We start from the raw sequence: 23,241 nt of genomic DNA, 5'->3' as shown, positions 1-23,241 counted from the left end.
TACCCGCCTGGAACCCCTCGCTTCGCGTCGATGAAACACGGGTATCGGTCGAGTGGCGGGGCGAACGAGCGACCGGTGGTCGACCCGTGATTCCCCTCGAGGCCGCCATCGAGCGCTATCTCGACCGCAAGTCCGTCGGTCGGGGCGCCGACTCCGGCGGCACCTACGCCGCGAACGCCGCGTCGATCCTCACGCGCTGGGCCGACTGGCTCCAGCGCGAGTACGACGTCACGGCGCTGGAGGAACTGGAAACGGCCCACTGTACGGCCTACGCGAACGAACTGTCCCGCCGCGCGGAACGAGGCGAGTACGCGGCCTCGACCGCGCGGACCTACGTCGCGGTGGTGCGCGCCTTCCTCTCGTGGTGCGTCGACGCGGACATCAGCCGGGAGAACCCGGCTGAAGCGGACGCCGTCGCCGACGCCCTCCCGACGGTGAGCGAGACGACGCTCTCCCAGCACTGGTCGCCGGCGGCGCGCCGCGACCTCGAATCGCACGTCCGTTCGCGGGCGGCGGCCGCCGACGAGGGGAGCGACGAGCGCCTCGCGCGCCTCCGGGAGTACGCGATGGTCGCGCTGCTCGCCCACGCGGGGCTCCGCGGCGGCGAGCTCTTTCGCGTCCCGACTGACGACCGCCGAGCCGGGGCGACGTGGGACGACGTCGACTTCTACGCCGGCACGATCCGCGTCCTCGGCACGTCACAGCAGTACGAGGACGTCCCGCTACCCGCGCCCGCGCGAACGCCGCTTCGGCGCTACCGCGTCGCGCTCGATCCCCCGACGACCGACTGGCCGCTCTTTCCCACGCGTCACGCTCCATCGGTCGCCGCGACTGTCCGCGAGGAACTCGCCGCTCGCGGGCGGTCCGAGACGGAGATCGACGCGCTGTTCGAGGACCACACCGCGATCGAGCTCGCCCGCGAGCACGCCATCGCGCCGTCCGCGATCACGACCGAGGGCGCCCGGAGCATCCTCAAGCGACTCTGTGCGGACGCCGACGTCGACGTCGACGGCGATTATCTCAAACCGGTCGGGGCGCGCCGCGCGTTCGAGCCGGACGAGCCGCGCTCCGTCGCCAGCGGCATCAGCGGCGGCCTCCGAACGACCGTCCGGGAGGAGTCGCTCGTGGCCGTCGAGGACGCGGATCCGGACGCCGACGCCGACGAATCGGAAACGGAATGACGGGCGGGCCGGCCAACCCGCCGCGCCGACGATCGACCGATACCGCACACCGCTCAACCGTCACCGTTCTGCGATCGGTTGCTCGCGAGCGCGCGGGAGCGTCGCGTCGGTGAGCAGCGACCGAAGCACCGCCGTCCCGTCGCGTTTCGCTCGCATCACCCGACGACGGCGCGTCCGCCAGCGAGCCTTCGCCGACGGATCGGCAAGCAGTTCCTCGACGTGGGCGATCGCAGTCGCCTCCGCCGCCGTCGACCGTAACAGCCCGTACTCCTGCTCCAGGACGACGAAGTTGCTCATGTCCGACTCGGGGTCAGTCGCGAACGACTGGATGCGCACCGCGGGGGTTCCCAGGAGCGCTGCCTCGGTCGCCATCGTCCCGGAATCGCCGGCGTACCCGTCCGCGTAGTAGAGCAGGTCGTGGACGGCCGCCGGGGGAACGGGGAGGCGATACGGCTCGAGATCCGGCGGCAACGGGTCGGAACTCGAGATGTAGACCGAGCCCGCGTCGCGAAACCGCGAGACGATCTCGCGCTTACCGTCGGTCGAGAGGCCGCGGGCGCCGACGTCGTGCAGGGCGTCCCACGTGCGAAAGCGACAGACGAAGTACGGTTCGGCCGGATCCACGCCGGCGTCGCGCAACCGGGACGGATCGGGATCGAATCGGTTCGGATGCAGGTACGCCAGCTCCTGAAAACTGTCGTAACGAACGTGGTTTTCGCCGAGGTCGTCGCGGAAGTTCGCCGGCGTGGCGATCACGTCCGCGAACGGCGCCACGAGGCGGTGGGACGTCACCCCTTCGTTGTCGAGGAAGACGACGCTCCGCGCGCCGACGAGCGGGGCGACGTGGGAGACGGCGAGGCCGCCGATCGCCGTCATCACGTCCGGGTCGATCTGGCGCGCCCGTCGGAGGAGGCGCACCTCGTAGGCCGCCTGCGTGAGTCCGAGTCCGACCAGCGACCGGTGCTGGGAGGCCAGCACCTCGTGGGAGATGTCGAAGGCCTCGAGCAGCGGTACGGCGAGGTCGTTCTCGCGCGCGAACACGTACACCTCGTGACCCTCGGCTTCGAGTTCGTCGATCGCGTGCCGATAGAAGTGGACGTGGGCGGGGTGCTGGATCGTGACGACGATCCGCAGTGACCAGCTCTCAGGCCCTCGTCGACCACCGCCGCTCATTCGTCGACCACCACCAGGTCGTCGTTTTCCGCCCGGTCGAACGCCATCGCGAGGAGCAGGGCGGTCGTCGCCGACAGCAGCGCCGACAGCGTCGTGAGGCCGACCAGCAGCCGTCGCTCGCTCCGGGGATCGGGGTCGGACGAACCCCGCCGCCAGGACCGGAATCGAAGGACGGCCGCGCCGATCGCGAGGACGCCGCCGGCACCGAGCGCGTACAGGCCGACCAGCGGATGACAGTCGCGAACGAGGTACCGAACGCCGAGGCGTCGGAGGAACCGATCGACCAGGAGTTTCGAGATCGTCGGCACGAAGGATCCGTAGTCGATGTGGCTCTCCTCGTCGCCGTAGACGGCGGGCATCGCCACGTCGGCGATCGCGAGTTCGCGCTCGTTCAGCGCGATCAGGACGTCGTTTGCAAACCCGTACTGGTCGTAGAGGGCGTCGAGATCGAGCCGGCGGAGCGCCTCGTGCGAGATCGCGGTGTACCCGTTCTGCGGGTCGAGCATCCGCCAGTACCCGCTCGCGATCTTCGTCAGGAGCGAGAGGACGGCGTTGCCGAAGAGACGAAACCGGGACATTGATCCCCGACACGATCGATCGCGAAGGCGATCGCCCTTGGCGTAGTGGGCGCACCCCTCGACGATCGGGTCGAGCAGCCGATCCAGGTGGGCGGGATCCATCTGCCCGTCACCGGCCATGACCGCCGTGACGTCGATCCCGTCGCGCAAGGCGTGACGATAGCCCGTCGCGATCGACGCGCCGACGCCCCGGTTGCGATCGTGTCGGATCCCGACGACGCTCGGTCGCCCGGCGTCGTCGGAGGCACCCGGCTCGCGTGGCGCCGCCGTCTCCCGTGACGCAACCACCGTCTCGGCGGTCGACCGGATCGGCCGGGACGACTCGCCGGACGAATCGGCGGGGGCGTCCTCGGCCAGTGCACCGCCGTCGGACCGCGTGGTCGTCGGCCCGGTCGAGACCGACCGGATCGAATCCTCGGCGGCGGGTCGGTCCGTCCGATCGCCGAACGTAGACGGATCGGCGGCTCCCCGCGGCCGTGGGTCGTCGCCCGATCCGTCCGCCCGGTCGGCTGCGCGAGCGCGGACGGTTCGTCGAATCTCCGCCCAGGTGCCGTCCGTCGAGTGATCGTCCACGGCGTAGACGCGATCGACGAAGTCCGGGACCGAGTCGATGACGTCGGCGACGAACCCCGCCTCGTCGTACGCCGGGATCACGACGGCCACGCTGTGTTCACGATACATCGTCGACGCCCACCCGTCGGCCCGCGCTCGATCGGCCGGTCGACCGCGCTCGACGTCCAGTCTCGGTCATCGATGCACGCGTTACCCCGGGGAGGGCATTGTTATTCTCGACCTTTGGGCCGTAACGGTCGTCGAATCCGAATCGCGATCGTGCGGTGGGCGCTCGCCGAATCGTCGCGGGTCGATCGTCGCACGCGAAGCTGCCTGGACCTACTCCTGACGCCTCGTCCCGATTCCGACCGGTATCGACCGCCGACCGAATTACGGCTCCTCGAACAGCCGCCGACTGACGGACGGACAGTCGGCCCTACTCGGTCGGACACCGGGAAGAGACTCCCGACAGCCGGTATCGTCCAGGGAGGGTCGCCGATGTCGGTACGCTTCAGGTACAGCAGAGTGTTCGAGGCGATGAAAGACGGAGCCGGTGCGAACTCGGCCGTCCCGAACGGATACGGTCGTCGCAACGCGAGCGTGGTCCGCCGGGCAATCGGACCCGTCCTGCGGTCTATCTCGCGGCATGTTCGGTCGTGTTACCACGCCGTTACCGACGCGCCAGCGCCACGTTCGCCGGTCAGTTCGTGGGGCGAGTCGGTCGTATCTCGGCGCTCGTCACACCCGGGATATCGCGTCCGACGATCGTCGTCAGGTCCGAATTCCTCGCCGTATCGGATCGAGGACAGGCGGATCTCTTTGGACCCGACGGACCCGGACCGGAGCGATGGCCGGTACTCAGTGGGTGGACGGCCCCGCACCGTCACCTCGGACGAGAGCAGGCGAAGCGAATCGGGCGCGACGACGGCTACAGGAACGCGAGCAGCAGGACCGTCGCGACGATGACGACGATGAGGACGCCGATACCGATGCCGCCGCGTCTCGTGAACAGGACCCCCAGTCCGCGTTCGAGGAGCGTCGATCCGCCCGCGGGCGACGGTTCGGCTCCAACTGCTCGATCGCTGTCGGACGCGAGGGTCGTCCCGAGCGCCACCGTCCCGAGCGACGCGCGGGTGCTCGTCCGATCGAGAACGCCGATCGCGGCGTTGATCGTCCGGAGAACGCCCCGGCCGAGACCCACCGAGAGCGGGTTGTAGCCCAGGTCGCGGTCGGGTATCTTCCCGACGCGCGAGAGCGGGCGCTTGAGGAGCGCAAACCCGATCACGCCGGCCGCCGCGAGACCGAAGCCTTCCAGCAGGTGGTACAACGAGAACACCTCGAACTCGACGACCGCTTCCGCGCCCCGCTCCGGCAGGATCGCGAACAGGGCGTCCGGGAACAGCCCGTAGCCGACGCAGAGCGCGGCGACGGAAAGCATGGCGATCGACTGCCCGAGCGAGGCGCGATCGACGTCGTGGGTCTGCTCGCCGTAGAAGAACACGTAGTAGCCGAGTTTGATGAACGACATGAACGTGCCGACCCCGCCGAGTAGCAGCATGTACCAGAGCGCCTCGTACTTCTCGTAGTGGTGGGCCTCCGCGATCACCATCCCTTTGCTGACGAAGCCGTTGAAACCGGGGAAGCCGGCGATCGAGAGGGCGGCGATCGTGAACGCGACGAACGTGATCGGCATCGCGCGGCGCATCCCGTGGATCTTGTTCAGGCTCTCCGCACCCGTACGGTAGATGACGACGCCGACGGTCATGAACAGCAGCGCCTTGTAGAGGATGTGGTTGAAGACGTGGGCGAACGCGCCAGAGGTCGCGAGTGCGCCGCCCATCCCGACGCCGGCGACCATGTAGCCGACCTGGGACTGGATGTGGTAGGACAGCAGCCGACGCATGTCGCTCTGCAGCAATGCGAAGGTGACGCCGAAGACGGCCATCGCGCCGCCCATGTACGCGATCAGGAGCTCGCCCTGCGGGAATGCCCGGTAGAGCGCGTAGACGCCGGTCTTGGTGGTGTAGACGCAGAGAAAGACGCTCGCCGCGACGTGGGGACGCGGATAGGTGTCGGGCAACCACGCGTGGAAGCCGACGAACGCGACGTTGATCCCGATGCCGAGCGCGGCCAGCACCTGCGGGATGCCGGTCGCGATTCCCTCGTTGGTGATGACAAACGACCCAACGCCGGGGCTCTGATAGTGCCAGATGACGGCGGCCATCAGCAGGCTGCCGCCGATACCGTGCCAGACGGCGTAGCGGAAGCCGGCCCGTATCGCGGCCCCGCCGTGGTGCCAGACGAGCAGCGTCGAGGTGATCGCCATCAGCTCCCAGCTGAATAGCAGGAGGAGCCAGTCGCCGGCGAAGACGGCGCCGAGACTCGAGGCCACGTAGGCGAGCGCGTAGGCGGTCTGGGTCGGCGCGGCGTCGGTCGACCACGAGTAGAGCACGGCGATAAAGCCGATGAACGCGAAGATGAGTCCCATCAGGCGAGAGAACTCGTCGACCGAGACGAACACGACCTCGAAGCCGACGTCCGCCAGGAGGCCGCTCCCGAAGATCGTTCCCGTCAGTTCGTAGCCTTCGGGCACCGTCGCCGCGTACGCGAGCGCCGCGGCGGTGACGACCAGTCCGGCGGGGTGGATCAGTCGCGGCCGGATCGCGAAGACGACCAGCGCGGCCAGGACGAGCAGTACCGGCGGGACGACGAACGGATCGACGCCGAGCAGCCCTTCGAGTGTCATCAGTTCGGCACCTCCATCGCGGTCTCGACGATGCGCTCGATCAGGTCGAGGAAGACGACGCTATCCGGCACGAGCCCGAGGACGACCGCCCCGATCGCCGCGGCGGCGATCGGGCCGAGCATGAACCAGGTGCTCTCCGTGCGCCAGGTTCGACGCTCCCAGCCCGTCTCGTCCTGGTCGGCGTGGTACTCGTGGGCCGCCACGGCGTTCCCGTCGGCCGCGTCGCGATCGTCGTCCCCTCCGCCCCTCGTCGGTTCGTCGCCGTCCGGGACGTGTTCGGCGTGCGGCGTACCGCCGTTTGGCAGGGCGACGTCGGCCTCGGCGCCGGCGTCGCTCGACGCGACGCCGCCGGGCGGGAACTCGAGCAGCGGTTTCGGATCGGGATCGGCCTCGTCCTCGAAGAAGGCCTGGTAGACGATCGGCCAGTAGTACGCCACGTTGAGCACGCCCGAGAGGAGCAACGCGACCGCGAAGACGACGTGCTCGAGGTCGACGGCGCCGACCAGCAGGTACCACTTGCTGACGAAGCCGGCCAGCAGCGGCATGCCGGCCATCCCGGCCGCCGCGACGGCGAACGCCGACATCGTCAGCGGCATGCGCTTGCCGATGCCGGCCATCTCGCTGATGCGGTCGGTGTGGGTCTCGACGTGGATCGCCCCCGCACAGAAGAACAGGGTGATCTTCATGAACGCGTGAGCCGGGATGTGCAACAGCGCACCGACCAGCGCCGCCTGGTGGAACAGGCCGAGCCCCAGGACGATGTACGATAGTTGCGAGACCGTCGAGTAGGCGAGCCGGCGCTTGAGGTTGTCCTGTTTCAGCGCGATGACGCTCGCGGTGAGCAGCGTGATCGCCGCGACGATCGAGAGCGGGATTCCGACGCCGAGCGAGTCGACCGTCTCGGGCCCGAACACGTCGAGGACGACGCGCGCGATCCCGAAGACGCCGCTCTTGACGACCGCCACGGCGTGTAGCAGCGCCGAGACGGGCGTCGGCGCGACCATCGCGTCCGGCAGCCAGGAGTGAAGCGGCATCAGCGCGGCCTTCACGCCGAACCCGCCGACGAGCAGCGCGAACGCCATCCGGGCCATCGTCGCGTCGGTGCCGGTCGCGAGCCCTTCGAGGCCACCCGGCGTGAACGCGGTGGTCCCGGTCAGCGTGTAGACCATGATCGTCCCCGCGAGGACGGCGACGCCGCCGCCGAGCGTGTAGAGCAGGTACTTCCGGCCGGCCCAGATGGCTTCGTCCGTCTCGTCGTGAGCGACGAGCGGGTAGGTCGCCACCGAGAGCAGTTCGTAGAAGATAAAGAGCGTCACGAGGTTCGCGCCGAAGGCGACGCCCATCGCGCTCGCGATGCTGGCCGCGAACGCCGCGAAGTATCTCGTCTGGTCGTGCTCGTCCAGCCCGCGCATGTAGCCGATGCTGTAGAGGCTGGTGAAGATCCAGAGGAACGAGGCCAGCAGGGCGAAGAGCACCCCCAGCTGATCGGCGCGGAGTGCGAACTCCACGCCGGGGATAAACGCGCCCAGGCTCGTCTCGTAGACCGTCCCCGAGAGTGCGCCGGGAACCATGCTCGCGACGGTGAGGAACGTCGCGATCCCGGCCAGGAGCGTCCAGCCCTCCCGAATGTTCGGCCGACCCGCGGAGGCCAGGATCAGCGCGATCGAGACCGTCGGAATGGCGACGGCGAACAGCGGTCGCAGTTGCGACAGGGATTCGATGATCGCCGTCGTCATTCGAGTAGCACCTCCACGGCGGGTTCGAGCACGGCATCGAACCAGGCCCCGAGCAGCCCGAGGCCGATCGAGGCCAGCGCGGCGACGATCACGACCGCCAGCAGCGGGCGAGCGATCCGACCGTCGGATCCGCCGGATTGTGACTGACGGTCGGTCGAGGCACCCCCGTCGGCCGCGACGTCGGCCCCGGCCGTCGATTCGCCCGACGCCGGCGCCGGATCGGTGAAGTACATCCGCTCCAGGAGCCGGAGGACGTAGCCGAGCGTGAGGACGGTGCTCGCCACGATGACGGCGACGAGGACCCAGGCGTCCTGTTCGACCGCACCGATCGCGACGAACAGTTTGCCGACGAAGCCGACCGTCGGCGGGATGCCCACCAGCGCGAGCGCCAGCACGGCGACGGCCGCGCTCGCCCAGGGCGCGCGGCGAGCCAGACCGGCGTAGTCGTCGACCGTCCGAAGGCCGTAGGCGGCCGCGAAGCCGGCCACGCCGAGGAAGAGGCCGGCCTTGACGATCGCGTGACCGACGAGGTGGACGATCGCGCCGACCAGCGCCGTGTCGTTCAGCAGGAAGATGCCGACGACGACGAGGCCGAACTGCGACACCGACGAGTACGCGAACATCCGCTTGACCTCCGACTGAAGGACGGCGAGGACGCTGCCGGCGATCACGCTCGCGGCCGCCACGGCCAGCACGAGGTCGTGGACGATCGGGTTCGCGGCGAAGAAGGCCGGCGTGAAGACGTCGAGCGCGACGCGGGCGAGCGCGTAGGCGGCCGTCGTCGAGACGAGCGCGGCGATCAGCGCCGTCATGCGATCGGGCGCCTCCGTGTAGGCGTCGGGCTGCCAGGTGTGGACCGGGAAGAGCGCGATCTTGATGGCGAAGCCGGCCGCGATCAGGCCGAACGCGGCCTGCACCTGCGGATCCGCGTAACCGAACTCGCCGACTTCGGGGAGCGTCTCCGCGAGCTGGACCATGTTGAGGTAGCCCGTCGCGACGTACGCGTAGCCGACGCCGATGAGATAGAGCGACGCGCCGACGGTCCCGACGATGAGGTACTTGAGGGCGGCGAGCGCGGACGATCCGGTCCCGTCGCTCGCGATGAGCGCGTAGGCCGCCAGCCCGCTGATCTCGAGGAAGACGTACATGTTGAAGACGTCGTTGGTCACCGCGAGCCCCGAGAGCCCGGCGAGCAACAACACGTACAGCGAGTAGAAGCTGTCCGAGCGGCGCTCGTCGACGCTCGCGACCAGCACCGCGACGCCGACGGCGGCGATCAGGAGGACGACCAGCGCCGAGACGCCGTCGACGAACAGCTCGATACCGCCCTCTTCGGCCGGGAAGCCGGCGATCGTGGTCCGAACGCCGTCGCCGCCGAGCAGCGTCCGGCCGGCCAGGTAGAGTGCCATCGCGGCCTGGACGGCCGTCGCGAGCAGCGAGAGGCCGATCCCGGTCGCGCCGAACAGCCGACCGATCGCGAGGATGCCGGCCGCCGCGACGAGCGGCACGACGACGAGGAGGATCGGCAGCAGCGTCGGATCGAGTACCTCACTCATCGTTTCCGAGCACCTCCGCGAGGACGTCCTCCCTGATCGTCCCGTACTCCTCGTGGATGCGCACGACCAGCGCCAGCGCCAGCGCGGTGAGGCTGACGCCGACGACGATCGCCGTGAGGATCAGGACGTGGGGCAGCGGATTGACGAATTCGGACTCGCCCGAGTGCAGGACGGCCGGGGCGCCGCCCTCGCGAACCGACATCGTGATGAAAAACAGGAAGATCCCCGTCTGGAAGATGTTCAATCCGATGACCTTCTTCACCAGGTTCTCGTCGTCGATGACGATGTAGAGGCCGATACCCAGCAAGAGCGCGTACGCGACGTAGGCGTAGTGCGTAGAGAGGAGTTCGAGTCCGGTCATGCCTGCTCACCTGCGTTCGATGCGTCGGTGGACGTCGCCGGTTCCGTTCCGGTCGGTTCGTCGATCGATTCGGCCGATGGGTCGGTCCCGTCGGCAGGGGCCGAATCCGATGCTGGGTTCGACGGCGACCCGTCAGCCCGTGCGGCGCCAGCCGACCGCGGCGCGTCGGACGGTTTCGGGTACGGCTCGCCGCCCGGCGGCATCGCCCCGCGCGAGAGGGCGAAAAAGAGGATCGTGATGACGCCGGCGACGGTCATCCCGATCCCGACCTCGATCAGTTCGATGCCGTACTTGAACGGGTCCGGAACGTACGGGTAGACGCCGAGATCGAGGAACTCGGCCCCGAAGAGGATCGGTCCGAGCGCGACGATGGCGAAGACGGCGATCCCGCCGGCAGCGAGGCCGACGAGGACGCGCTTGTCCAGCCACTCCCATGTCGGGTCGATGCCGTAGGCGAACGAGAGCATGACGATCACCGACGCTGCGATGACCCCGCCCTGGAAACCCCCGCCCGGCGAACTCGCGCCGTGGAGCGTGACGAACAGGCCGTACGTGAGGACGAACGGCGCGACCAGCCGGACCGTCGCCATGATGATCGGGCTCTCGACGTACGGGCGCCGGATGCTCATTCGTCCACCTCCTGTTTCAGGACCGTCAGCACGGCGACGCCGGCCGTGAAGACCACCGTCGCCTCGCCGAGCGTGTCGAACCCGCGGTAGGCGACGAGGATGGCGGTCACGACGTTCTCGACGTGTGTTTGGTCGTAGGCTTCCGTTACGTAGTGTTCGTAGACGCCGTCGAACGCCGGGGCGGTCGGATCGCCGATCTCGGGCAGCGCCGGCACCGTCGCCAGGATGAGGACCGTAAAGGCCGCACAGGCCGCGACCGCGGTCCAGTTGATCGAGACCGGCGAGAGGTCGATCCCGGTCAGGCGCGTGGTTCGGGCGATCGAGACGAGCAACAGGATCGTCATGATGCCGGCGCCGACGGCCGCCTCGGTGAGCCCGACGTCTGGCGCGCGGAAGACGATCCAGAGGACGGCCATGCCGAGGCTGTAGGCGCCGAACATGATGATCGCGGCCAGGGCGTCGCGCAGGAGTGCCGTCAACAGGGCCGAGACGACGATGAACACGAGGAGGGCGACCTCGATCGAGGCGATCATTCGTTCTCACCTCGCGTCCAGGGTTCGATGTCCTGTTCGTGGGCCGCCCGGGCGATCGCGTGGGCGGCGGTCGGACTCGTGACGAGCATGAAGATCGCGAGCATGCCCACCTTGATCGTCGCGACGTCCGCCCCGAAGGCCACGGCGACGGCCGCGAGCGAGAGCACCGCGCCGAGGGTGTCGCTCTTCGACGCCGCGTGGGCGCGCGTGTAGAGGTCCGGAAGCCGGTAGAGCCCCACCGCCGAGACGAACGCGAAGAACAGGCCCCCGGCGACGAGGACCGAGACGACCGCGAGTTCGACCATCAGAGGACACCCCCGCGTTCGACGGTGAACTTCGAGATGGCGATGCTCATCAGGAAGTTGAGCAGCGCGTAAACGAGCGCGACGTCGAGGAACGACGGGAAGTCCATCGCCGCGGCGAGCAAGGCGATGACGACCACGACGTTCGAGCCGACGACGTTCAAGGCGATGACGCGATCCTGCATCGTCGGGCCGAGCAATACGCGTCCGAGGAGGACGATCGAGATCGTCACGAACCCGAGCGCGCCCGCGAACAGCGCCGTGGCGACGGGCCCCTCGATCACGTCGAATCATCCTCCGCGGCGTTCCGTTCGCGCGGCGAGGGATACGGCAGGGCCGTGCGACCGTAAAAGACGAATCGCACGGCTCGCTCAAGGCCACCATCGAGGAGGTCCTCGCGAGCGCCCCGCGTCAGCGAGTGGACGACGAGTTCGCGATCCTCGACGTCCACGGTCAGGGTACCCGGCGTGAGCGTGATGCTGTTGCCCAGCGTCGCGATCGGGAGTCCGCCCCAGACGCCGGGTTCGAAACGCTCCATCGAGGGATCGATCGGCAGCGACGGGTGCAACACTACATAGGCGATCTGGACGTTCGCCACGAGGATCTTCCAGCCGAGGTACGGCACGTAGAGCAGCCAGCGGGCGACGCTCGAGAGCATTCGGACGGGTCTGGGCCGCGTCTCGAACGTCACGCGAGAGAGGACGCCGGCGACGATGATCGCCGTGACCGCCCCCGTTGCGAGGTCGAAGACCAGGTCGCCGAAGCCGCCGACGAGCACGTAGAACCCAAAGGAGAGTACCGAAAGGGAGAGAAACTGTGCGACGCCGCCGCGGGTGACGAGCGAACTCGACTCGGTTTCGCGCTCGACGGGCGCGATCTCGACGTCGAACGAATTTGCCTCGCGAAGTTCGTCGACGAGCGAGCCGACGATCGTCGACTCGGCGCTGGCGGGCTCGGGCGGGTCGAGGATCACCGTGCCGATGGCGTGGTCCGCGGCGTAGGCGGTCACGGCGTCGGCGTACTCGTACGGATCGAACGGATACCGGTAGGAAAACAGCGTCTCCGTCTCGATCTCGACGTCACCGTCCGGATCCGTCAGCTCGATCGCCTCGGTGGCCGCGTCGGCCGCCGTCGCGAGGATCGCTTCGGGGTCGCGGCCGTGGGGCCCCGGAACGTCCGATCGGCCGCCCGGCGTGGCGATCGTCAGCGCGAGCCGTCGATCGGTTTCGGCCGCCAGTTCGCGCGCCGAACGGGCGGCGTAGCGGGCCGTCTCCTCGACGGTCGGCGAGTCCGAGACGAGAACGAGAACAGAAGAGCCAGTCGTCTCACCACCGGCTGTGTCGGTCATTTTGCGGAGCTATCGGTCGTACGCTCTTCAATGTTCCCGTTTGGCTTAGGGGTCGATAGGTAGATCTCCGGATCGAACAAATAACTCGTAGTACGCACTAGCTACTGAGTCTTTCCACCCTTCTTTGTATACATTTGATGGATTTTAGAGGGCCGACGGTCGGCGGGAATTCTCGATCGACCGCCATCGTCGCCGCACGGACCGCCTCGATCGCCGCGCCGCGAGACGAGGGCTTTACGTACCGGACGACCCGAGATGACGCCATGAGCCTGTACGAACGGGCCCGCCCGCTGTTGTTCCGCCTGCCGGCGGAGACGGCCCACGAACTCGCGAAGTACGGGTTACGCGGCGTCCAGTCGGTCCGCCCGCTCCGCAGGCTCGTCCGGTCTCGCTATCGCTACAGCCACCCGATGCTCGAAGTCGAACGATTCGGCGCGACGTTCCCGAATCCGGTCGGCGTCGCCGCCGGGTTCGACAAGGACGCGGCGGTCGCGCCGGCGCTGGCCGACCTCGGCTTCGGCTTCGTCGAGGCGGGGACCGTCACGCCGTATCCGCAGTCGGGCAATCCGCGACCGCGGCTCTTCAGGCTCCCGGACGACGGCGCGCTGATCAACCGGATGGGCTTTAACGGCCAGGGGATGGAACGGGTCAGGGAGCGACTCGAATCCCACGGCACGCCCGAGATCCCTCTGGGGATCAACGTCGGCAAGATGAACACCTCCGACGCGAACGAGGCGCTCGAGGACTACCGGCGCGTCTTCGATCGCCTCTCTCCGTTCGCCGACTACTGCGTCGTCAACGTCTCGTGTCCGAACACCCCTGATTCGTTCGACGAGTCCGACCCGGAGCACCTGCGAGCGATCTTCGAGACGCTCGAAGCGGAGAACGACGCGGACGTGCCCATCCTCGTCAAGATCGGCCCCGATTCGCCGACCGAGTCGCTCCACGACTTGCTGGACATCGTCGAGGCCGAGGACGTCGACGGCGTCGTCGCGACCAACACGACGACGAGTCGAGACGGACTCGACTCGCCCAAAAGCGAGGAGTGGGGTGGCTTGAGCGGCGAGCCGCTCGAATCGGAATCGACGGCCGTCGTTCGAGCGGTCGCCTCCTACAGCGACCTCCCCGTGATCGGCGTCGGCGGCGTCGACTCGGCGGAAAGCGCCTACGCGAAGATCCGGGCCGGGGCGTCGCTCGTCCAGCTGTACACCGCGTTCGTCTACGACGGCCCGACGACAGCCAGCGAGATCAATCGCGGACTCGTCCGGTTGCTCCAGCGCGACGGGTTCGAGTCGGTCGAGGATGCCGTCGGCGCCGACCTCGAGTGATCGGGGGCGTGGCGGTTCGTCGACCTGCTCTCGTCACCGCGCGGACCAGCCCCGGCCCGCTACGATGACTCGTCGGCGGAATCGACGTCGACCCGCGTGCCGTACCCCGACTTGCCGACGACGTCGCCGTCCTCGTAGACGATCTCGCCGCGGACGACCGTCGCCGTCGCCCGGCCGACGAACGATTCGCCGACGAACGGCGTGACCGTCTGCTTCGAGTGAAGCGCGTCGCGGTCGTCGAGCGTCCACGACGCGTCGGGGTCGACGATCGTGAAGTCGGCGTCCGTGCCGACGCGGAGCGATCCCTTCTGCGGGTACATGTCCCAGACCTGTGCGGGGCGTGTCGAATGGTGATAGATCCAGTCTTCGATCGACAGGCGGCCCTGCTCGACGAAGGTCAGCATCGCCGGCACCTCCGTCTCCAGGCCGACGAAGCCCGAGATCGACTCCCAGGTGTTCCCGAAGGGGTCGTCGACGCCCTTCTCTTCGTCGGTGTGAGGCGCGTGGTCGGTCGCGACGCAGTCGATGGCGCCGTCCTCGAACGCCCGCCAGAGGCGGTCGCGTTCGGCCGCGTCCCGGATCGGCGGCTGGATCCGGGCGACGTTGCCCTTCTCGCGCAGGACGTCCTCGGTGAACCAGAGGTAGTGCGGCGTCGTTTCGGCCGTGACGTCCACGCCGCGGGCCTTCGCGCGGGCGACCGCCTCGGCGCCAGACCCGGAGGAGACGTGGAACATGTGGACGGATGCACCCGTCTCCTCGGCGAACGTGCACATGCGTTCGATCGCCTCGCGTTCCGCGATCACCGGGCGCGATCGGGCGTGGTCGATCGGCCGATTCTTCGACGCCTCGCGGAACCGACGTTCGACGTGGTCGATGATCTCGCCGTTCTCCTCGTGAAAGCCCAGCCGCTTACCCGTCTCGGCGATCGACTCCATCGCCTCGAGAATCTCCCCGTCGTTCGGGGCCGGGACGTCGCCGACGGTCGAACCGAGGAAGATCTTGAACCCGAGCGGGCCCGCCTCCGCGATCGCCGGAATCAGATCGATGTTTTCCGACGTAACGACCGCGTAACTCTGGAAGTCGACGTGCGCGCCGGCCTCCCCGGTTTCGAACTTCCGTTCGAGGTGGGCCGGCCGATCGATGATCGGCTCCGTGTTGGGCATCCCGACGACCGTCGTTACACCGCCGGCCGCTGCCGCCCTGGTCGCGCTCTCCCAGTCCTCCTTGTACTCGAGTCCGGGCTCCCGGTTGTGGATGTGACAGTCGATCACCCCAGGCACCAAGAGGTTGCCTTCGGCGTCGACCGTCCGGTCGGCGGCGGGCATCCGGTCCGGCGTCCCGACCGCGACGATCGTCCCGTCCTCGACGGCGATCGCTGCGTCGGGCGTCCGATCGACGTGGGTTCCGATCGTACAGTTTCGAACGACGAGCTCGACGGTCATTGGCCGCTCTTGCGGCCGGCCGTCAAAATAGCTTCTGACACGGTCTCGCTCCGCCCGCGTACCGGCACCCGAGACGCCGAGTATCGTCGTTTTGGCGGGACAGTATTGCGAGGCTGCCGGTCGCGCGGTAACGTAACCCGATCCGCTCCGTCGAGACACCAGTGTACGTGCGAGATAACTAACGCCGCGCCCCGCCTGGTCCCGCTATGACTAGTTCAGTCGCCGCGCTCGATTCGCTCATCGTGTTCGCGATCAGCCTGCTAATCGGGGCCCTCGGGATCTACCTCGGGGCCAAAGTTATCGTCGACGTCGAGGACTACACGTACGCGATCGTCACGGCGCTCATCGGGGCGATCGTCTGGGCCGTCGTCGGGTTCTTCCTCGGGTGGATTCCCCTGCTCGGCCCCGCGCTCGTGTTGCTCTCGTACCTCGCAGTCGTGAACTGGCGTTATCCGGGCGGCTGGGTGCAGGCGGCGACGATCACGCTGCTCGCCTGGATCTCCGTCCTGGCCGTGCTCTACGTCCTGGCTGTGCTCGGGATAACCGGCTTCGAGGCCGCGGGCGTCCCGGGCGCCTGAGGGCCGACACGTGGTCCCGGCGCACGTTCGACGACCGTCTCGGGCGAGTGGTACCAGCACTGCGAATGAACGGCCGATTACTCCCGCGTTCGGCGACGTCTCGAACGGCCGTCGATCCAGGGCCCCGCTGCCAGTCGTGATAGGTTCCACGACGAATCAGCCGGGCAGAACACATCCGCCGGAAGTATCACACGGTCCCCTGAAAAAGTGCTTTACTTCCCGCTACTGTCTGTGCAGGCGTGACAGCGACACGGATCCGTCTCGAACGGTGATAGCATGACTGGCGAGAATCGGAACCGGCTCGTCACGGCGGTGACGGGAATCTGGGGGTCGGCCGTCCCGTTGCTCGCGAGCGGGTCGGGCCCTGATACCGTCGCCCGCTTTCCGCTGTCCGTTCCGAACCGGGCGGTCGGTCTCGTCCCGGCCGGCTTGCCGATCGTCGCCGTCGCCGTCGGGATCGTCGTCCTTATCGCCGTGGCCGTGGCGGCTGGTCGGTTCGTGCGCCGAACCGACGGCCAGGGGGGCCAGCCGGGGGCTGAGCAGCCCATTCTCACGGATCGCGAACGCGTCCTTCGTCTCCTCGACGGGAACGGCGGCCGAATGAAACAGAGCCAGATCGTCGAGTCCGTCGAGTGGTCGAAGGCGAAGGTGAGTCGTCTCCTCGCCGAACTGGAGTCCGAGGAGGAGATCATCAAACTCAGACTCGGGCGAGAGAACCTGATCTGTCGGCCGGGCTACGAACCGAAAGCGTCCCGGTCGCCGCGCGCCGACGGCGCGAAACCGACCGAATCAGCCCGCGAAACGACCGACGAGCACCTATCGGACGAATAGCCGATAGCCCGAAACAAGGGCGATGACACAGAGGGCCAGCGATCCCCAAACGGCCGGGGCGAGCGAGGCGAATCCGATCGCGTCCACGCCGCTCAGGAACGTCGTCGCGAGTCCGACCACCGCGATCGCGAGCACGGCGACGACGCCGCCCTCGATCGAGCGCTGCGTGGCCGTCAGGTACGTGCGAACGCGATCGAACTGCGGGCCGCGCGCGATCGTCTTCTCGTCGGGATCGTACGAGATCACCCCGTCCGATTCGAGCTGCGGGAGGTGCGTCTGCTGTAAGGAGACGTACACGCTCTTATAGAGGTTGTTCGGGACCTCCTCGTCGTCTGTCTCCCGGGCCGCGACCGCGGTCGCGACCGTCGAGACGTCGACCCGCTCCGGCCGGTCGGCCAGTTCGACGACGATCGCGCGACGACGATCGTTCCCGAGGATGTGGAATATATCGCTCTCTTCGAGAGCTGGCTCGGTCGAAGCTGTGTCCACCATCGTCAGGCATCACCCGGTCGAACGGCTCGAAGTACCGCCAACGGCTCCTGGGAGGGTGTCCTCGGTTCGGTTTCGCATGTCTACTACCCTCTAGAGGGGGCTCACTCTTTAACGTAGTGAATGACGACACATTCATTTTGACTTTCACGATCGACGCTCGAGCGCCGTCGACGCGTCGCTCGTGAACGGGACCACCGGGTATTCAAACGGAGAGACGCTTCGTTCTCCAGCCGAGAACGGATCGCAGGTGCATTCGATAGCCGGTCGAGGATCAGGGACTCGTATCGGCGGGTTCGGATTCGCCCGAGAGATGATCGCCCGCCTGCATCTCTCGATAGGTGGTACACTCCGGGCAGCCGTGCACTTCGTCACCATTATCGCCGAAGACGCGGGCGAACTGCTGGGTGACGTGGGTTCCGCATTTTCGACATCGGGTACCTGTTGCAGACGATTCCATCGGGGTCCAGTTGTGTGAATCCGAATTCATTGGGAAACCTCCGTGTTGGCAGACACCAGCCCTGCGTGTCGGCTCGTACCCCCGGCCAGCGACCTGTACGAACCCGCCGGGGCCGTACCTAAGGCAGGCTGGGGAACGTGGATAAAGTCGTCAGACCGTTCAGTCCGCTCGGTCCTGTAGTTCGGAATTACGCGGGATGACCCGGCGAGGCGAGGGAGACGTGGCCGGTCAGGACCGGCTCTGGCAGTCACAACGAAGGCGTCGCCGGGAGTGCCGAACATATCATCGTCGGAAATACTTTAGCCGGATCTAGTGGACCCAGGTGAAACAGGACGAGGTAAAGAGAGCATTTACTCGAGGAAACACATCGTTTTTGGAAGTAATTGTCCGATTGTTGTCTGGAACGTGGCCCGTTATCAAATACACCCATCGATAACGGACGGCGTAGATGGTCCAACGAGTGACAGAGATCGACGGTTGTATGAGACCGCGCCAGCCGGCGCCGAATCGAGCGAGGACGATGTCGAAGATCGCAATCGATGTCGAGTGAATACCGATCCCACGGACGGGCCCAGGACGCACGAGTCGAAGATAGCGAGCAGCCGGAAACCCAGCTCGACGTCCTCGGAAACGAGTGCTCGCGGACGATTCTCGTCGCGACTCAAGAAAAGCCGCGAACGGCGAAGGAGTTGACCGACCGAACTGACAGTTCATCCGCGACCGTCTATCGACGGATCAACGACCTGCTAGAAACCGGGCTGATCGAGGAGTGTATCCGATTCGATGCGGGCGGTTCGCACACGACTGCCTACCAGGCGACCGTCGAGGCGGTAACGGTCGCGTTCGATGCGGAATCGCTCTCGGTATCGCTCGTTCGAACCGAGGAGTGAGCACCGGCGGTACGGCCCCGTCCCCGACGGTGAGTGCGGTCCGGTCGGTTGCGTCCGACGGCGAGCGACTAGTTCTGCCGCGCCGTTGTCGCCGACTGCGCCAGTGATCACGATCAGTAGTACCGATTGCGTCGGCGACCCGAGTGACGGCTTCCACCGGACCCTCCTCGCGTGTTCAGCCCGCTTGACGCCGATCGAAGAGCGGGTCGGATACAGCCGGACGGTCACCGTCGCTACGGCTTCTGGACGTGCTCCCGTCTCGAACGACATGGGACTCCCGATACCGAGCCGCGTTAGGCGGCGTCCGGTGCCCTCAGCCGGCCGTACTGACGGCGTAACAAACCACACGCAGTGCGTCTGGACGGGTGATGCACACGCAGTTCTCGATCGAGAGCGGATCTCCCGCGCCTGTTTCGGACGGTTCGAACCGAACGACGCCGGAACTGACCGCCAACCGAACGGGCCGAGCGGCGGACCGCGATCCCTGCGTTGAACGATGAGTTCGGAAACCGAAACGACGGGCTGGGCCGGGTTGCTCCGATATTATCCGGCCGACGTCGCCGTCGCGACCGTGGTGACCGTCGGCTGCTGGTTCGCCGTGCGCGCGCTCCCGATCGGGAGCGAGCTTCGACCGCTCGTCGCCGTTCCGTTCCTCGTCGTGTTGCCGGGATACGCCCTGCTGTCCGTCCTCTTCCCGGCCGCGGCCCGGTCGGCTGCGGCCGGCGCGACCGACCGACCCCGTGGACTCGACTTCGTCGAACGGGCCGGCCTGACGATCGCCGTCTCGATTCCCCTGCTGATAGCGATCGCCGTCGCACTACCGCTCGGTGGGCGGGGCCTCGAAGCGGCGCCCGCCATCGACGCACTCGGGGCGGTAACGGTCGCGCTTCTGCAGCTGGCCGCGTTGCGTCGCGGACTGATCGGACCGGATGGGCAGTTCACGGTCGCCCCGCGGGCCGCGTTCGATCGGCTCGTCGGGACCGGGTCCGGCCGATCCCCCATCTCGGCTATCGTCCTCCTCGGGGCGATCGCGCTCGCGAGCGGTGTGCTCCTGTTCGCGATCGTCGCCCCGCCGGCGGCGGGATCGTACACCGAACTGGCGATCTACGGGGAGGCCGAGAACGGAACCGACGAGATCGGGGCGATCCCGACCGCGATCGAACCGGGAACGTCGGTCGACGCGAGGGTCGAGGTGTCGAACCAGCACGGGGACCGTCGCAGCTACGTCGCAATCGTTCAGCAACAGACCCTCGAGGGCGAAACCGTTCGCGACCGGACCCGATTGGGTACGATCGAGTACGACCTGGCGTCCGGCGAGTCGAACCGGCGCGACGTCGACATCACGCCGACGGCCCCGCTCGATCAACCCGTCCGAGTCGCCGTCTTGCTGTACGACACCGCCGCGGGGCCGGTTCCCGACGCGCCGACGATGGACAACGCCGACCGGACGCTCTACTTCTGGATCACCGTCACCGAGGATCCGTCCGACGACAGAACGACCGTTGGCGAGTAAGGGATCGGCGTCCGGCGGACGGCCGTCGGTTCGTCCAGGCGGACGCTGTATTCTCGACGACTCCACCGCCGTCCGGACGGGCGCGGGCCAAGCCGGAGGCGACGGGACACCGCCGACCACCCGCCGTCTAACTCCGACCGATTGTCAGGCGCCCGTCCGAGCAGTTCCTGCGGCGATTCACGGTCGATGATCGCACGATATGACCGCCCGTTCGCCGCGGTCAGTGGGACATACTCACCCATCAATCGCGACCGTCGAGCAACGAGTCGGTCGGCGCGTCGCGACGGCCCTGACGGGCTCGAGTCTCTGACGGCACTGGGTCACGCTGGACTGCCGGATCCGGCCCGGGATGGCCGGTCCACCGCAGTCACGTCCCGGTTCGGCTATCGAGACCGACGACGCGTCCGTCGCGAAAGCCGATCGGGTGCACGGCCGGTCTGGTCACAATCGATTCGTTCGCTCGACGCGCTGGACGAGCGCGACGATCAGGAACAGTCCGGCGACGAGGATCGCGAGCGAGGCGGTGACGACCGGCGTCGATGGACCCGGGACGAGCACGCCGACGCCGACCGCGGCCACGGCACAGATCGCAAGCGCCGCGTAGGCGCGATACCACTCCCGGCCGGCCCGGGGGTCGGTCGCGAGGTACGGCTCGAACACCCCATCGTCGAGCAGGAGTTCGATCCGGTGGGCGTCCGGCACCCACTCGACGATGCCGTGATCGGCGAGCATCGGCAGGTGCGTCTGGTAGAGCGAGATGTAGACGCGGCGACGCTGGGCGCGCGTCACCTCGTTCCGGTCGACGTCGTTCTCCTGTGCGGCGACGTACTCGACGAGGGGCGTCAGGTCGCACGTGCCGTCCCGTTCCGTGAGGAATCGAACCGCCAACCGACGACGCGCGTTGCTGAACACGTCGAACAGTTCCGCTCGAGAGAGTTCTGCTTCAGCCATCCGCGATCCCTCCATCCGTGCACTCGGCGGGGGGTGACCCGGCGCGAATCGAATACCTCACGGGCCACAGTGTGACGGAGTCGGGCATTACTATCAGCGGGCTACCCGGACGAAAGGCGGTTGTACCCGTCCGACCCGGTGACGGACATCGTAATCGACAGGTAGACTGGCCGATCGCGGGATTTCGGCCGAATCAGGCGCCAGCAGGTCGTGCCCGAGTCCCGACCGCAGCGGCCGTGTAGCTGCCGGCTACCGCCCGGGCAAGAGCGGGATAACAAAGCGCGCTTGGCGGTTGGGTTGGCCCGATTGCAACCGATTCCTGCAGTCGACCATGCATTCCACGACAGCACACCGCGCCGGAACGGGTGAATCGACATGACTCGGCTCGTCGAGGGAACGGCGTGCTCGATCGACGAGGACGTCACCGTCGGCTACGGCGACGCGGAGGAACCGACCCGCATCGGCGACGACGCGACGATCCGAGCGGGGAGCATCATCTACGGCGGCGTCACCGTCGGCAACGACTTCCGAACGGGCCACGACGTGCTCGTGCGGGAGGGGACGACCATCGGCGACGACGTCCTCGTGGGAACGAAGACCGTCATCGACGGCGAGACGGAGATCGGCTCCCACGTCAGCCTCCAGACGAACGTCTACGTGCCGACGGAGACCACGATCGGATCGAACACCTTCGTCGGCCCGGGCGCCGTCCTGACCAACGATCCCGCGCCGATCAGACGCGAGGCGGAACTCGCGGGCCCGACGATCGAGTCCGGCGCGTCCGTCGGGGCGAACGCGACGATCCTGCCGGACGTGACGATCGGCGAGAACGCGTTCGTCGCGGCGGGCGCGGTCGTGACCGAGGACGTCCCGCCGAATCGACTCGCGGTGGGCTGTCCGGCAGGCCACCGAGAACTGCCACCCGCGCTCGAGGGGGCGAACCAGCTCCGATGACCGACGTCTCCCTCGCCGACCCCGACGTCGGCCCGGCCGCCTACGACCGGATCGAGGCGCTGCTCGAACGCGGCGCGCTGGCGGACGGACCCGAGGTCCGCCGCTTCGAGGACGCCTTCGCCGACTACTGCGAGACGGACCACGCCGTGGCGACGTCGAACGGGACGACCGCGCTTCAGGCTGCACTCGAGGCGCTCGGCGTCGACGACGGCGACGCGGTGGTCACCTCGCCGTTCTCGTTCGTCGCGAGCGCGAACGCGATCCGCCTCGCCGGCGGCCGGCCGGTCTTCGCCGACGTCGATCCCGACACGTTCGTGATCGATCCCGACTCGGTCGAGCGACGGTGTCGCGAACGGGACGACGTCGTCGGGCTCCTCCCGGTCCACCTCTACGGACTGCCGGCGCCGATGGACGAACTGACCCCCATCGCCGACGAGCACGACTGCTTCGTCCTCGAGGACGCCTGTCAGGCTCACGGGGCGACGATCGACGGCCGACCGGCCGGCTCGATCGGCGACGCCGGCTGTTTCTCCTTCTATCCGACCAAGAACATGACGACCGGGGAAGGCGGCATGGTGACGACGAGTGATGCTGCCCTCGCCGCCCGCGTCCAAAGCTACGTCAACCACGGCCGCCGCGACGGCGACGACCGCGGCTACGAGCACGCCGAACTCGGCTCGAATCACCGCATGACGTCCATCGCGGCGGCGATCGGCCGACGACAGCTCGACCGGCTCCCCGAGCTGACACGCGCGCGCCGAGAACACGCCGAGTACTACGACGAGCACCTGGCCGACCTGCCCGTGCGTCCCCCAGCCGTCCCCAACGGCCGGACCCACGTCTACCACCAGTACACGGTTCGAGCCGACGACCGGGACGCCCTCCGCGAATCGCTCGACGACGCAGGGGTCGAGACGGGCGTTTACTACCCCACGCCGATCCACCGGCTACCGGCGTACGACTCGGTTCACACGGCCGCGACGACGCTGCCGAAAGCGGAGCGAGCGGCGCGCGAAGTGCTCTCGATTCCGGTCCACCCGGGGCTCGACGCGGACGATTGCCGCCGGGTGGTCCGAGCGATCGCGACCCACTACGAATCAGCATGACCAG

General features: G+C 67.7%; 23 protein-coding genes. 8 read left to right on the top strand and 15 right to left on the bottom strand.

Features of this window, described 5'->3' with window-relative positions:
- Positions 1 to 86 precede the first annotated feature (86 nt).
- Positions 87 to 1,181 carry a tyrosine-type recombinase/integrase gene (locus MXA07_RS10080; RefSeq protein ID WP_247728473.1) on the top strand — a complete coding sequence of 365 codons (1,095 nt, stop codon included), beginning with the start codon at positions 87 to 89 and terminating at the stop codon, positions 1,179 to 1,181.
- A gap of 60 nt (positions 1,182 to 1,241) precedes the next feature.
- Here the strand turns inward: MXA07_RS10080 and MXA07_RS10075 are convergent, their stop codons facing one another.
- The 11 genes from MXA07_RS10075 to MXA07_RS10025 form a co-directional block, all read right to left on the bottom strand.
- A complete protein-coding gene (locus tag MXA07_RS10075) occupies positions 1,242 to 2,354 on the bottom strand; it encodes a DUF354 domain-containing protein (RefSeq protein WP_247728472.1) in 1,113 nt (370 codons plus the stop codon).
- Positions 2,351 to 3,613 (bottom strand): glycosyltransferase family 2 protein, encoded by a 1,263-nt coding sequence (locus MXA07_RS10070; RefSeq protein WP_247728471.1) that lies wholly within the window; start codon positions 3,611 to 3,613, stop codon positions 2,351 to 2,353. Before MXA07_RS10070 ends, MXA07_RS10075 begins: the two co-directional genes overlap by 4 nt.
- A gap of 799 nt (positions 3,614 to 4,412) precedes the next feature.
- Positions 4,413 to 6,230: a Na(+)/H(+) antiporter subunit D gene (locus tag MXA07_RS10065; protein WP_247728470.1), complete on the bottom strand. Its 1,818-nt coding sequence runs from the start codon at positions 6,228 to 6,230 to the stop codon at positions 4,413 to 4,415.
- A complete protein-coding gene (locus MXA07_RS10060; RefSeq protein WP_247728469.1) occupies positions 6,230 to 7,966 on the bottom strand; it encodes a proton-conducting transporter transmembrane domain-containing protein in 1,737 nt (578 codons plus the stop codon). The genes MXA07_RS10065 and MXA07_RS10060 overlap by 1 nt, the downstream gene beginning before the upstream one ends.
- Entirely contained in the window at positions 7,963 to 9,522 is a 1,560-nt protein-coding gene (locus MXA07_RS10055) for a proton-conducting transporter transmembrane domain-containing protein (RefSeq protein ID WP_247728468.1), read from the bottom strand. Before MXA07_RS10055 ends, MXA07_RS10060 begins: the two co-directional genes overlap by 4 nt.
- Positions 9,515 to 9,883, bottom strand: a complete 369-nt coding sequence (locus MXA07_RS10050; protein ID WP_247728467.1) for a cation:proton antiporter subunit C — start codon at positions 9,881 to 9,883, stop codon at positions 9,515 to 9,517. The genes MXA07_RS10055 and MXA07_RS10050 overlap by 8 nt, the downstream gene beginning before the upstream one ends.
- Positions 9,880 to 10,512, bottom strand: coding sequence for an MnhB domain-containing protein (locus tag MXA07_RS10045; RefSeq protein WP_247728466.1), 633 nt, complete (start codon positions 10,510 to 10,512; stop codon positions 9,880 to 9,882). The genes MXA07_RS10050 and MXA07_RS10045 overlap by 4 nt, the downstream gene beginning before the upstream one ends.
- Positions 10,509 to 11,045 carry a DUF4040 domain-containing protein gene (locus MXA07_RS10040; protein WP_247728465.1) on the bottom strand — a complete coding sequence of 179 codons (537 nt, stop codon included), beginning with the start codon at positions 11,043 to 11,045 and terminating at the stop codon, positions 10,509 to 10,511. The genes MXA07_RS10045 and MXA07_RS10040 overlap by 4 nt, the downstream gene beginning before the upstream one ends.
- Positions 11,042 to 11,350 (bottom strand): monovalent cation/H(+) antiporter subunit G, encoded by a 309-nt coding sequence (mnhG, locus tag MXA07_RS10035; protein WP_247728464.1) that lies wholly within the window; start codon positions 11,348 to 11,350, stop codon positions 11,042 to 11,044. The genes MXA07_RS10040 and mnhG overlap by 4 nt, the downstream gene beginning before the upstream one ends.
- The gene (locus tag MXA07_RS10030) at positions 11,350 to 11,631 is read right to left on the bottom strand and encodes a monovalent cation/H+ antiporter complex subunit F (protein WP_247728463.1); all 282 of its coding nucleotides are present in this window, start codon (positions 11,629 to 11,631) and stop codon (positions 11,350 to 11,352) included. Before MXA07_RS10030 ends, mnhG begins: the two co-directional genes overlap by 1 nt.
- Entirely contained in the window at positions 11,628 to 12,695 is a 1,068-nt protein-coding gene (locus MXA07_RS10025) for a monovalent cation/H+ antiporter subunit E (RefSeq protein WP_247728462.1), read from the bottom strand. The genes MXA07_RS10030 and MXA07_RS10025 overlap by 4 nt, the downstream gene beginning before the upstream one ends.
- A gap of 263 nt (positions 12,696 to 12,958) precedes the next feature.
- Between MXA07_RS10025 and MXA07_RS10020 the strand changes: the two genes are divergently transcribed.
- Positions 12,959 to 14,023 carry a quinone-dependent dihydroorotate dehydrogenase gene (locus MXA07_RS10020; protein WP_247731739.1) on the top strand — a complete coding sequence of 355 codons (1,065 nt, stop codon included), beginning with the start codon at positions 12,959 to 12,961 and terminating at the stop codon, positions 14,021 to 14,023.
- A gap of 59 nt (positions 14,024 to 14,082) precedes the next feature.
- On the opposite strand, the gene MXA07_RS10015 is transcribed toward MXA07_RS10020, so the two are convergent.
- Positions 14,083 to 15,465: a dihydroorotase gene (locus MXA07_RS10015; RefSeq protein ID WP_247728461.1), complete on the bottom strand. Its 1,383-nt coding sequence runs from the start codon at positions 15,463 to 15,465 to the stop codon at positions 14,083 to 14,085.
- 206 nt (positions 15,466 to 15,671) lie between these two features.
- Between MXA07_RS10015 and MXA07_RS10010 the strand changes: the two genes are divergently transcribed.
- Complete coding sequence (locus MXA07_RS10010; RefSeq protein WP_247728460.1) at positions 15,672 to 16,043, top strand: hypothetical protein; 372 nt, start codon at positions 15,672 to 15,674, stop codon at positions 16,041 to 16,043.
- A gap of 276 nt (positions 16,044 to 16,319) precedes the next feature.
- Positions 16,320 to 16,874, top strand: coding sequence for a helix-turn-helix transcriptional regulator (locus tag MXA07_RS10005; protein ID WP_247728459.1), 555 nt, complete (start codon positions 16,320 to 16,322; stop codon positions 16,872 to 16,874).
- Here the strand turns inward: MXA07_RS10005 and MXA07_RS10000 are convergent.
- Positions 16,860 to 17,366, bottom strand: a complete 507-nt coding sequence (locus tag MXA07_RS10000; protein ID WP_247728458.1) for a DUF7344 domain-containing protein — start codon at positions 17,364 to 17,366, stop codon at positions 16,860 to 16,862. The genes MXA07_RS10005 and MXA07_RS10000 overlap by 15 nt on opposite strands.
- Before the next feature lie 271 nt (positions 17,367 to 17,637).
- Complete coding sequence (locus tag MXA07_RS09995; protein WP_247731738.1) at positions 17,638 to 17,823, bottom strand: DUF7563 family protein; 186 nt, start codon at positions 17,821 to 17,823, stop codon at positions 17,638 to 17,640.
- A gap of 539 nt (positions 17,824 to 18,362) precedes the next feature.
- Between MXA07_RS09995 and MXA07_RS09990 the strand changes: the two genes are divergently transcribed.
- Both MXA07_RS09990 and MXA07_RS09985 read left to right on the top strand, forming a co-directional pair.
- The gene (locus tag MXA07_RS09990) at positions 18,363 to 18,713 is read left to right on the top strand and encodes a winged helix-turn-helix domain-containing protein (RefSeq protein WP_247728457.1); all 351 of its coding nucleotides are present in this window, start codon (positions 18,363 to 18,365) and stop codon (positions 18,711 to 18,713) included.
- 496 nt (positions 18,714 to 19,209) lie between these two features.
- Positions 19,210 to 20,226, top strand: a complete 1,017-nt coding sequence (locus tag MXA07_RS09985) for a DUF1616 domain-containing protein (protein WP_247728456.1) — start codon at positions 19,210 to 19,212, stop codon at positions 20,224 to 20,226.
- Positions 20,227 to 20,667: 441 nt separating this feature from the next.
- Here the strand turns inward: MXA07_RS09985 and MXA07_RS09980 are convergent, their stop codons facing one another.
- Positions 20,668 to 21,177 carry a DUF7344 domain-containing protein gene (locus MXA07_RS09980; RefSeq protein WP_247728455.1) on the bottom strand — a complete coding sequence of 170 codons (510 nt, stop codon included), beginning with the start codon at positions 21,175 to 21,177 and terminating at the stop codon, positions 20,668 to 20,670.
- Positions 21,178 to 21,552: 375 nt separating this feature from the next.
- Here MXA07_RS09980 and MXA07_RS18295 point away from each other — a divergent pair, with 375 nt between their 5' ends.
- Both MXA07_RS18295 and MXA07_RS09960 read left to right on the top strand, forming a co-directional pair.
- Positions 21,553 to 22,131 (top strand): acyltransferase, encoded by a 579-nt coding sequence (locus MXA07_RS18295; RefSeq protein ID WP_425492152.1) that lies wholly within the window; start codon positions 21,553 to 21,555, stop codon positions 22,129 to 22,131.
- Positions 22,128 to 23,237, top strand: coding sequence for a DegT/DnrJ/EryC1/StrS family aminotransferase (locus tag MXA07_RS09960; protein WP_247731736.1), 1,110 nt, complete (start codon positions 22,128 to 22,130; stop codon positions 23,235 to 23,237). Before MXA07_RS18295 ends, MXA07_RS09960 begins: the two co-directional genes overlap by 4 nt.
- Positions 23,238 to 23,241 lie beyond the last annotated feature (4 nt).

Source organism: Halovivax limisalsi (assembly GCF_023093535.1).
Lineage (GTDB): Archaea > Halobacteriota > Halobacteria > Halobacteriales > Natrialbaceae > Halovivax > Halovivax limisalsi.
Note: the sequence above shows the minus strand (reverse complement) of the source record. Positions and strands in the feature narration are given on the sequence as shown.

Excerpts from the sequence above, each read along its gene's own strand:
- MXA07_RS10010 (WP_247728460.1), top strand. The coding sequence starts at position 15,672 with ATGACTAGTTCAGTCGCCGCGCTCGATTCGCTCATCGTGTTCGCGATC.
- MXA07_RS10060 (WP_247728469.1), bottom strand. The coding sequence starts at position 7,966 with ATGACGACGGCGATCATCGAATCCCTGTCGCAACTGCGACCGCTGTTC.
- MXA07_RS09995 (WP_247731738.1), bottom strand. The coding sequence starts at position 17,823 with ATGGAATCGTCTGCAACAGGTACCCGATGTCGAAAATGCGGAACCCAC.
- MXA07_RS18295 (WP_425492152.1), top strand. The coding sequence starts at position 21,553 with ATGACTCGGCTCGTCGAGGGAACGGCGTGCTCGATCGACGAGGACGTC.
- mnhG (WP_247728464.1), bottom strand. The coding sequence starts at position 11,350 with ATGGTCGAACTCGCGGTCGTCTCGGTCCTCGTCGCCGGGGGCCTGTTC.
- MXA07_RS10070 (WP_247728471.1), bottom strand. The coding sequence starts at position 3,613 with ATGTATCGTGAACACAGCGTGGCCGTCGTGATCCCGGCGTACGACGAG.
- MXA07_RS10005 (WP_247728459.1), top strand. The coding sequence starts at position 16,320 with ATGACTGGCGAGAATCGGAACCGGCTCGTCACGGCGGTGACGGGAATC.
- MXA07_RS10050 (WP_247728467.1), bottom strand. The coding sequence starts at position 9,883 with ATGACCGGACTCGAACTCCTCTCTACGCACTACGCCTACGTCGCGTAC.
- MXA07_RS10055 (WP_247728468.1), bottom strand. The coding sequence starts at position 9,522 with ATGAGTGAGGTACTCGATCCGACGCTGCTGCCGATCCTCCTCGTCGTC.
- MXA07_RS09985 (WP_247728456.1), top strand. The coding sequence starts at position 19,210 with ATGAGTTCGGAAACCGAAACGACGGGCTGGGCCGGGTTGCTCCGATAT.
- MXA07_RS10065 (WP_247728470.1), bottom strand. The coding sequence starts at position 6,230 with ATGACACTCGAAGGGCTGCTCGGCGTCGATCCGTTCGTCGTCCCGCCG.
- MXA07_RS10040 (WP_247728465.1), bottom strand. The coding sequence starts at position 11,045 with ATGATCGCCTCGATCGAGGTCGCCCTCCTCGTGTTCATCGTCGTCTCG.
- MXA07_RS10045 (WP_247728466.1), bottom strand. The coding sequence starts at position 10,512 with ATGAGCATCCGGCGCCCGTACGTCGAGAGCCCGATCATCATGGCGACG.
- MXA07_RS09960 (WP_247731736.1), top strand. The coding sequence starts at position 22,128 with ATGACCGACGTCTCCCTCGCCGACCCCGACGTCGGCCCGGCCGCCTAC.
- MXA07_RS10075 (WP_247728472.1), bottom strand. The coding sequence starts at position 2,354 with ATGAGCGGCGGTGGTCGACGAGGGCCTGAGAGCTGGTCACTGCGGATC.
- MXA07_RS10000 (WP_247728458.1), bottom strand. The coding sequence starts at position 17,366 with ATGGTGGACACAGCTTCGACCGAGCCAGCTCTCGAAGAGAGCGATATA.
- MXA07_RS09980 (WP_247728455.1), bottom strand. The coding sequence starts at position 21,177 with ATGGCTGAAGCAGAACTCTCTCGAGCGGAACTGTTCGACGTGTTCAGC.
- MXA07_RS10025 (WP_247728462.1), bottom strand. The coding sequence starts at position 12,695 with ATGACCGACACAGCCGGTGGTGAGACGACTGGCTCTTCTGTTCTCGTT.
- MXA07_RS10020 (WP_247731739.1), top strand. The coding sequence starts at position 12,959 with ATGAGCCTGTACGAACGGGCCCGCCCGCTGTTGTTCCGCCTGCCGGCG.
- MXA07_RS10015 (WP_247728461.1), bottom strand. The coding sequence starts at position 15,465 with ATGACCGTCGAGCTCGTCGTTCGAAACTGTACGATCGGAACCCACGTC.
- MXA07_RS09990 (WP_247728457.1), top strand. The coding sequence starts at position 18,363 with ATGTCGAGTGAATACCGATCCCACGGACGGGCCCAGGACGCACGAGTC.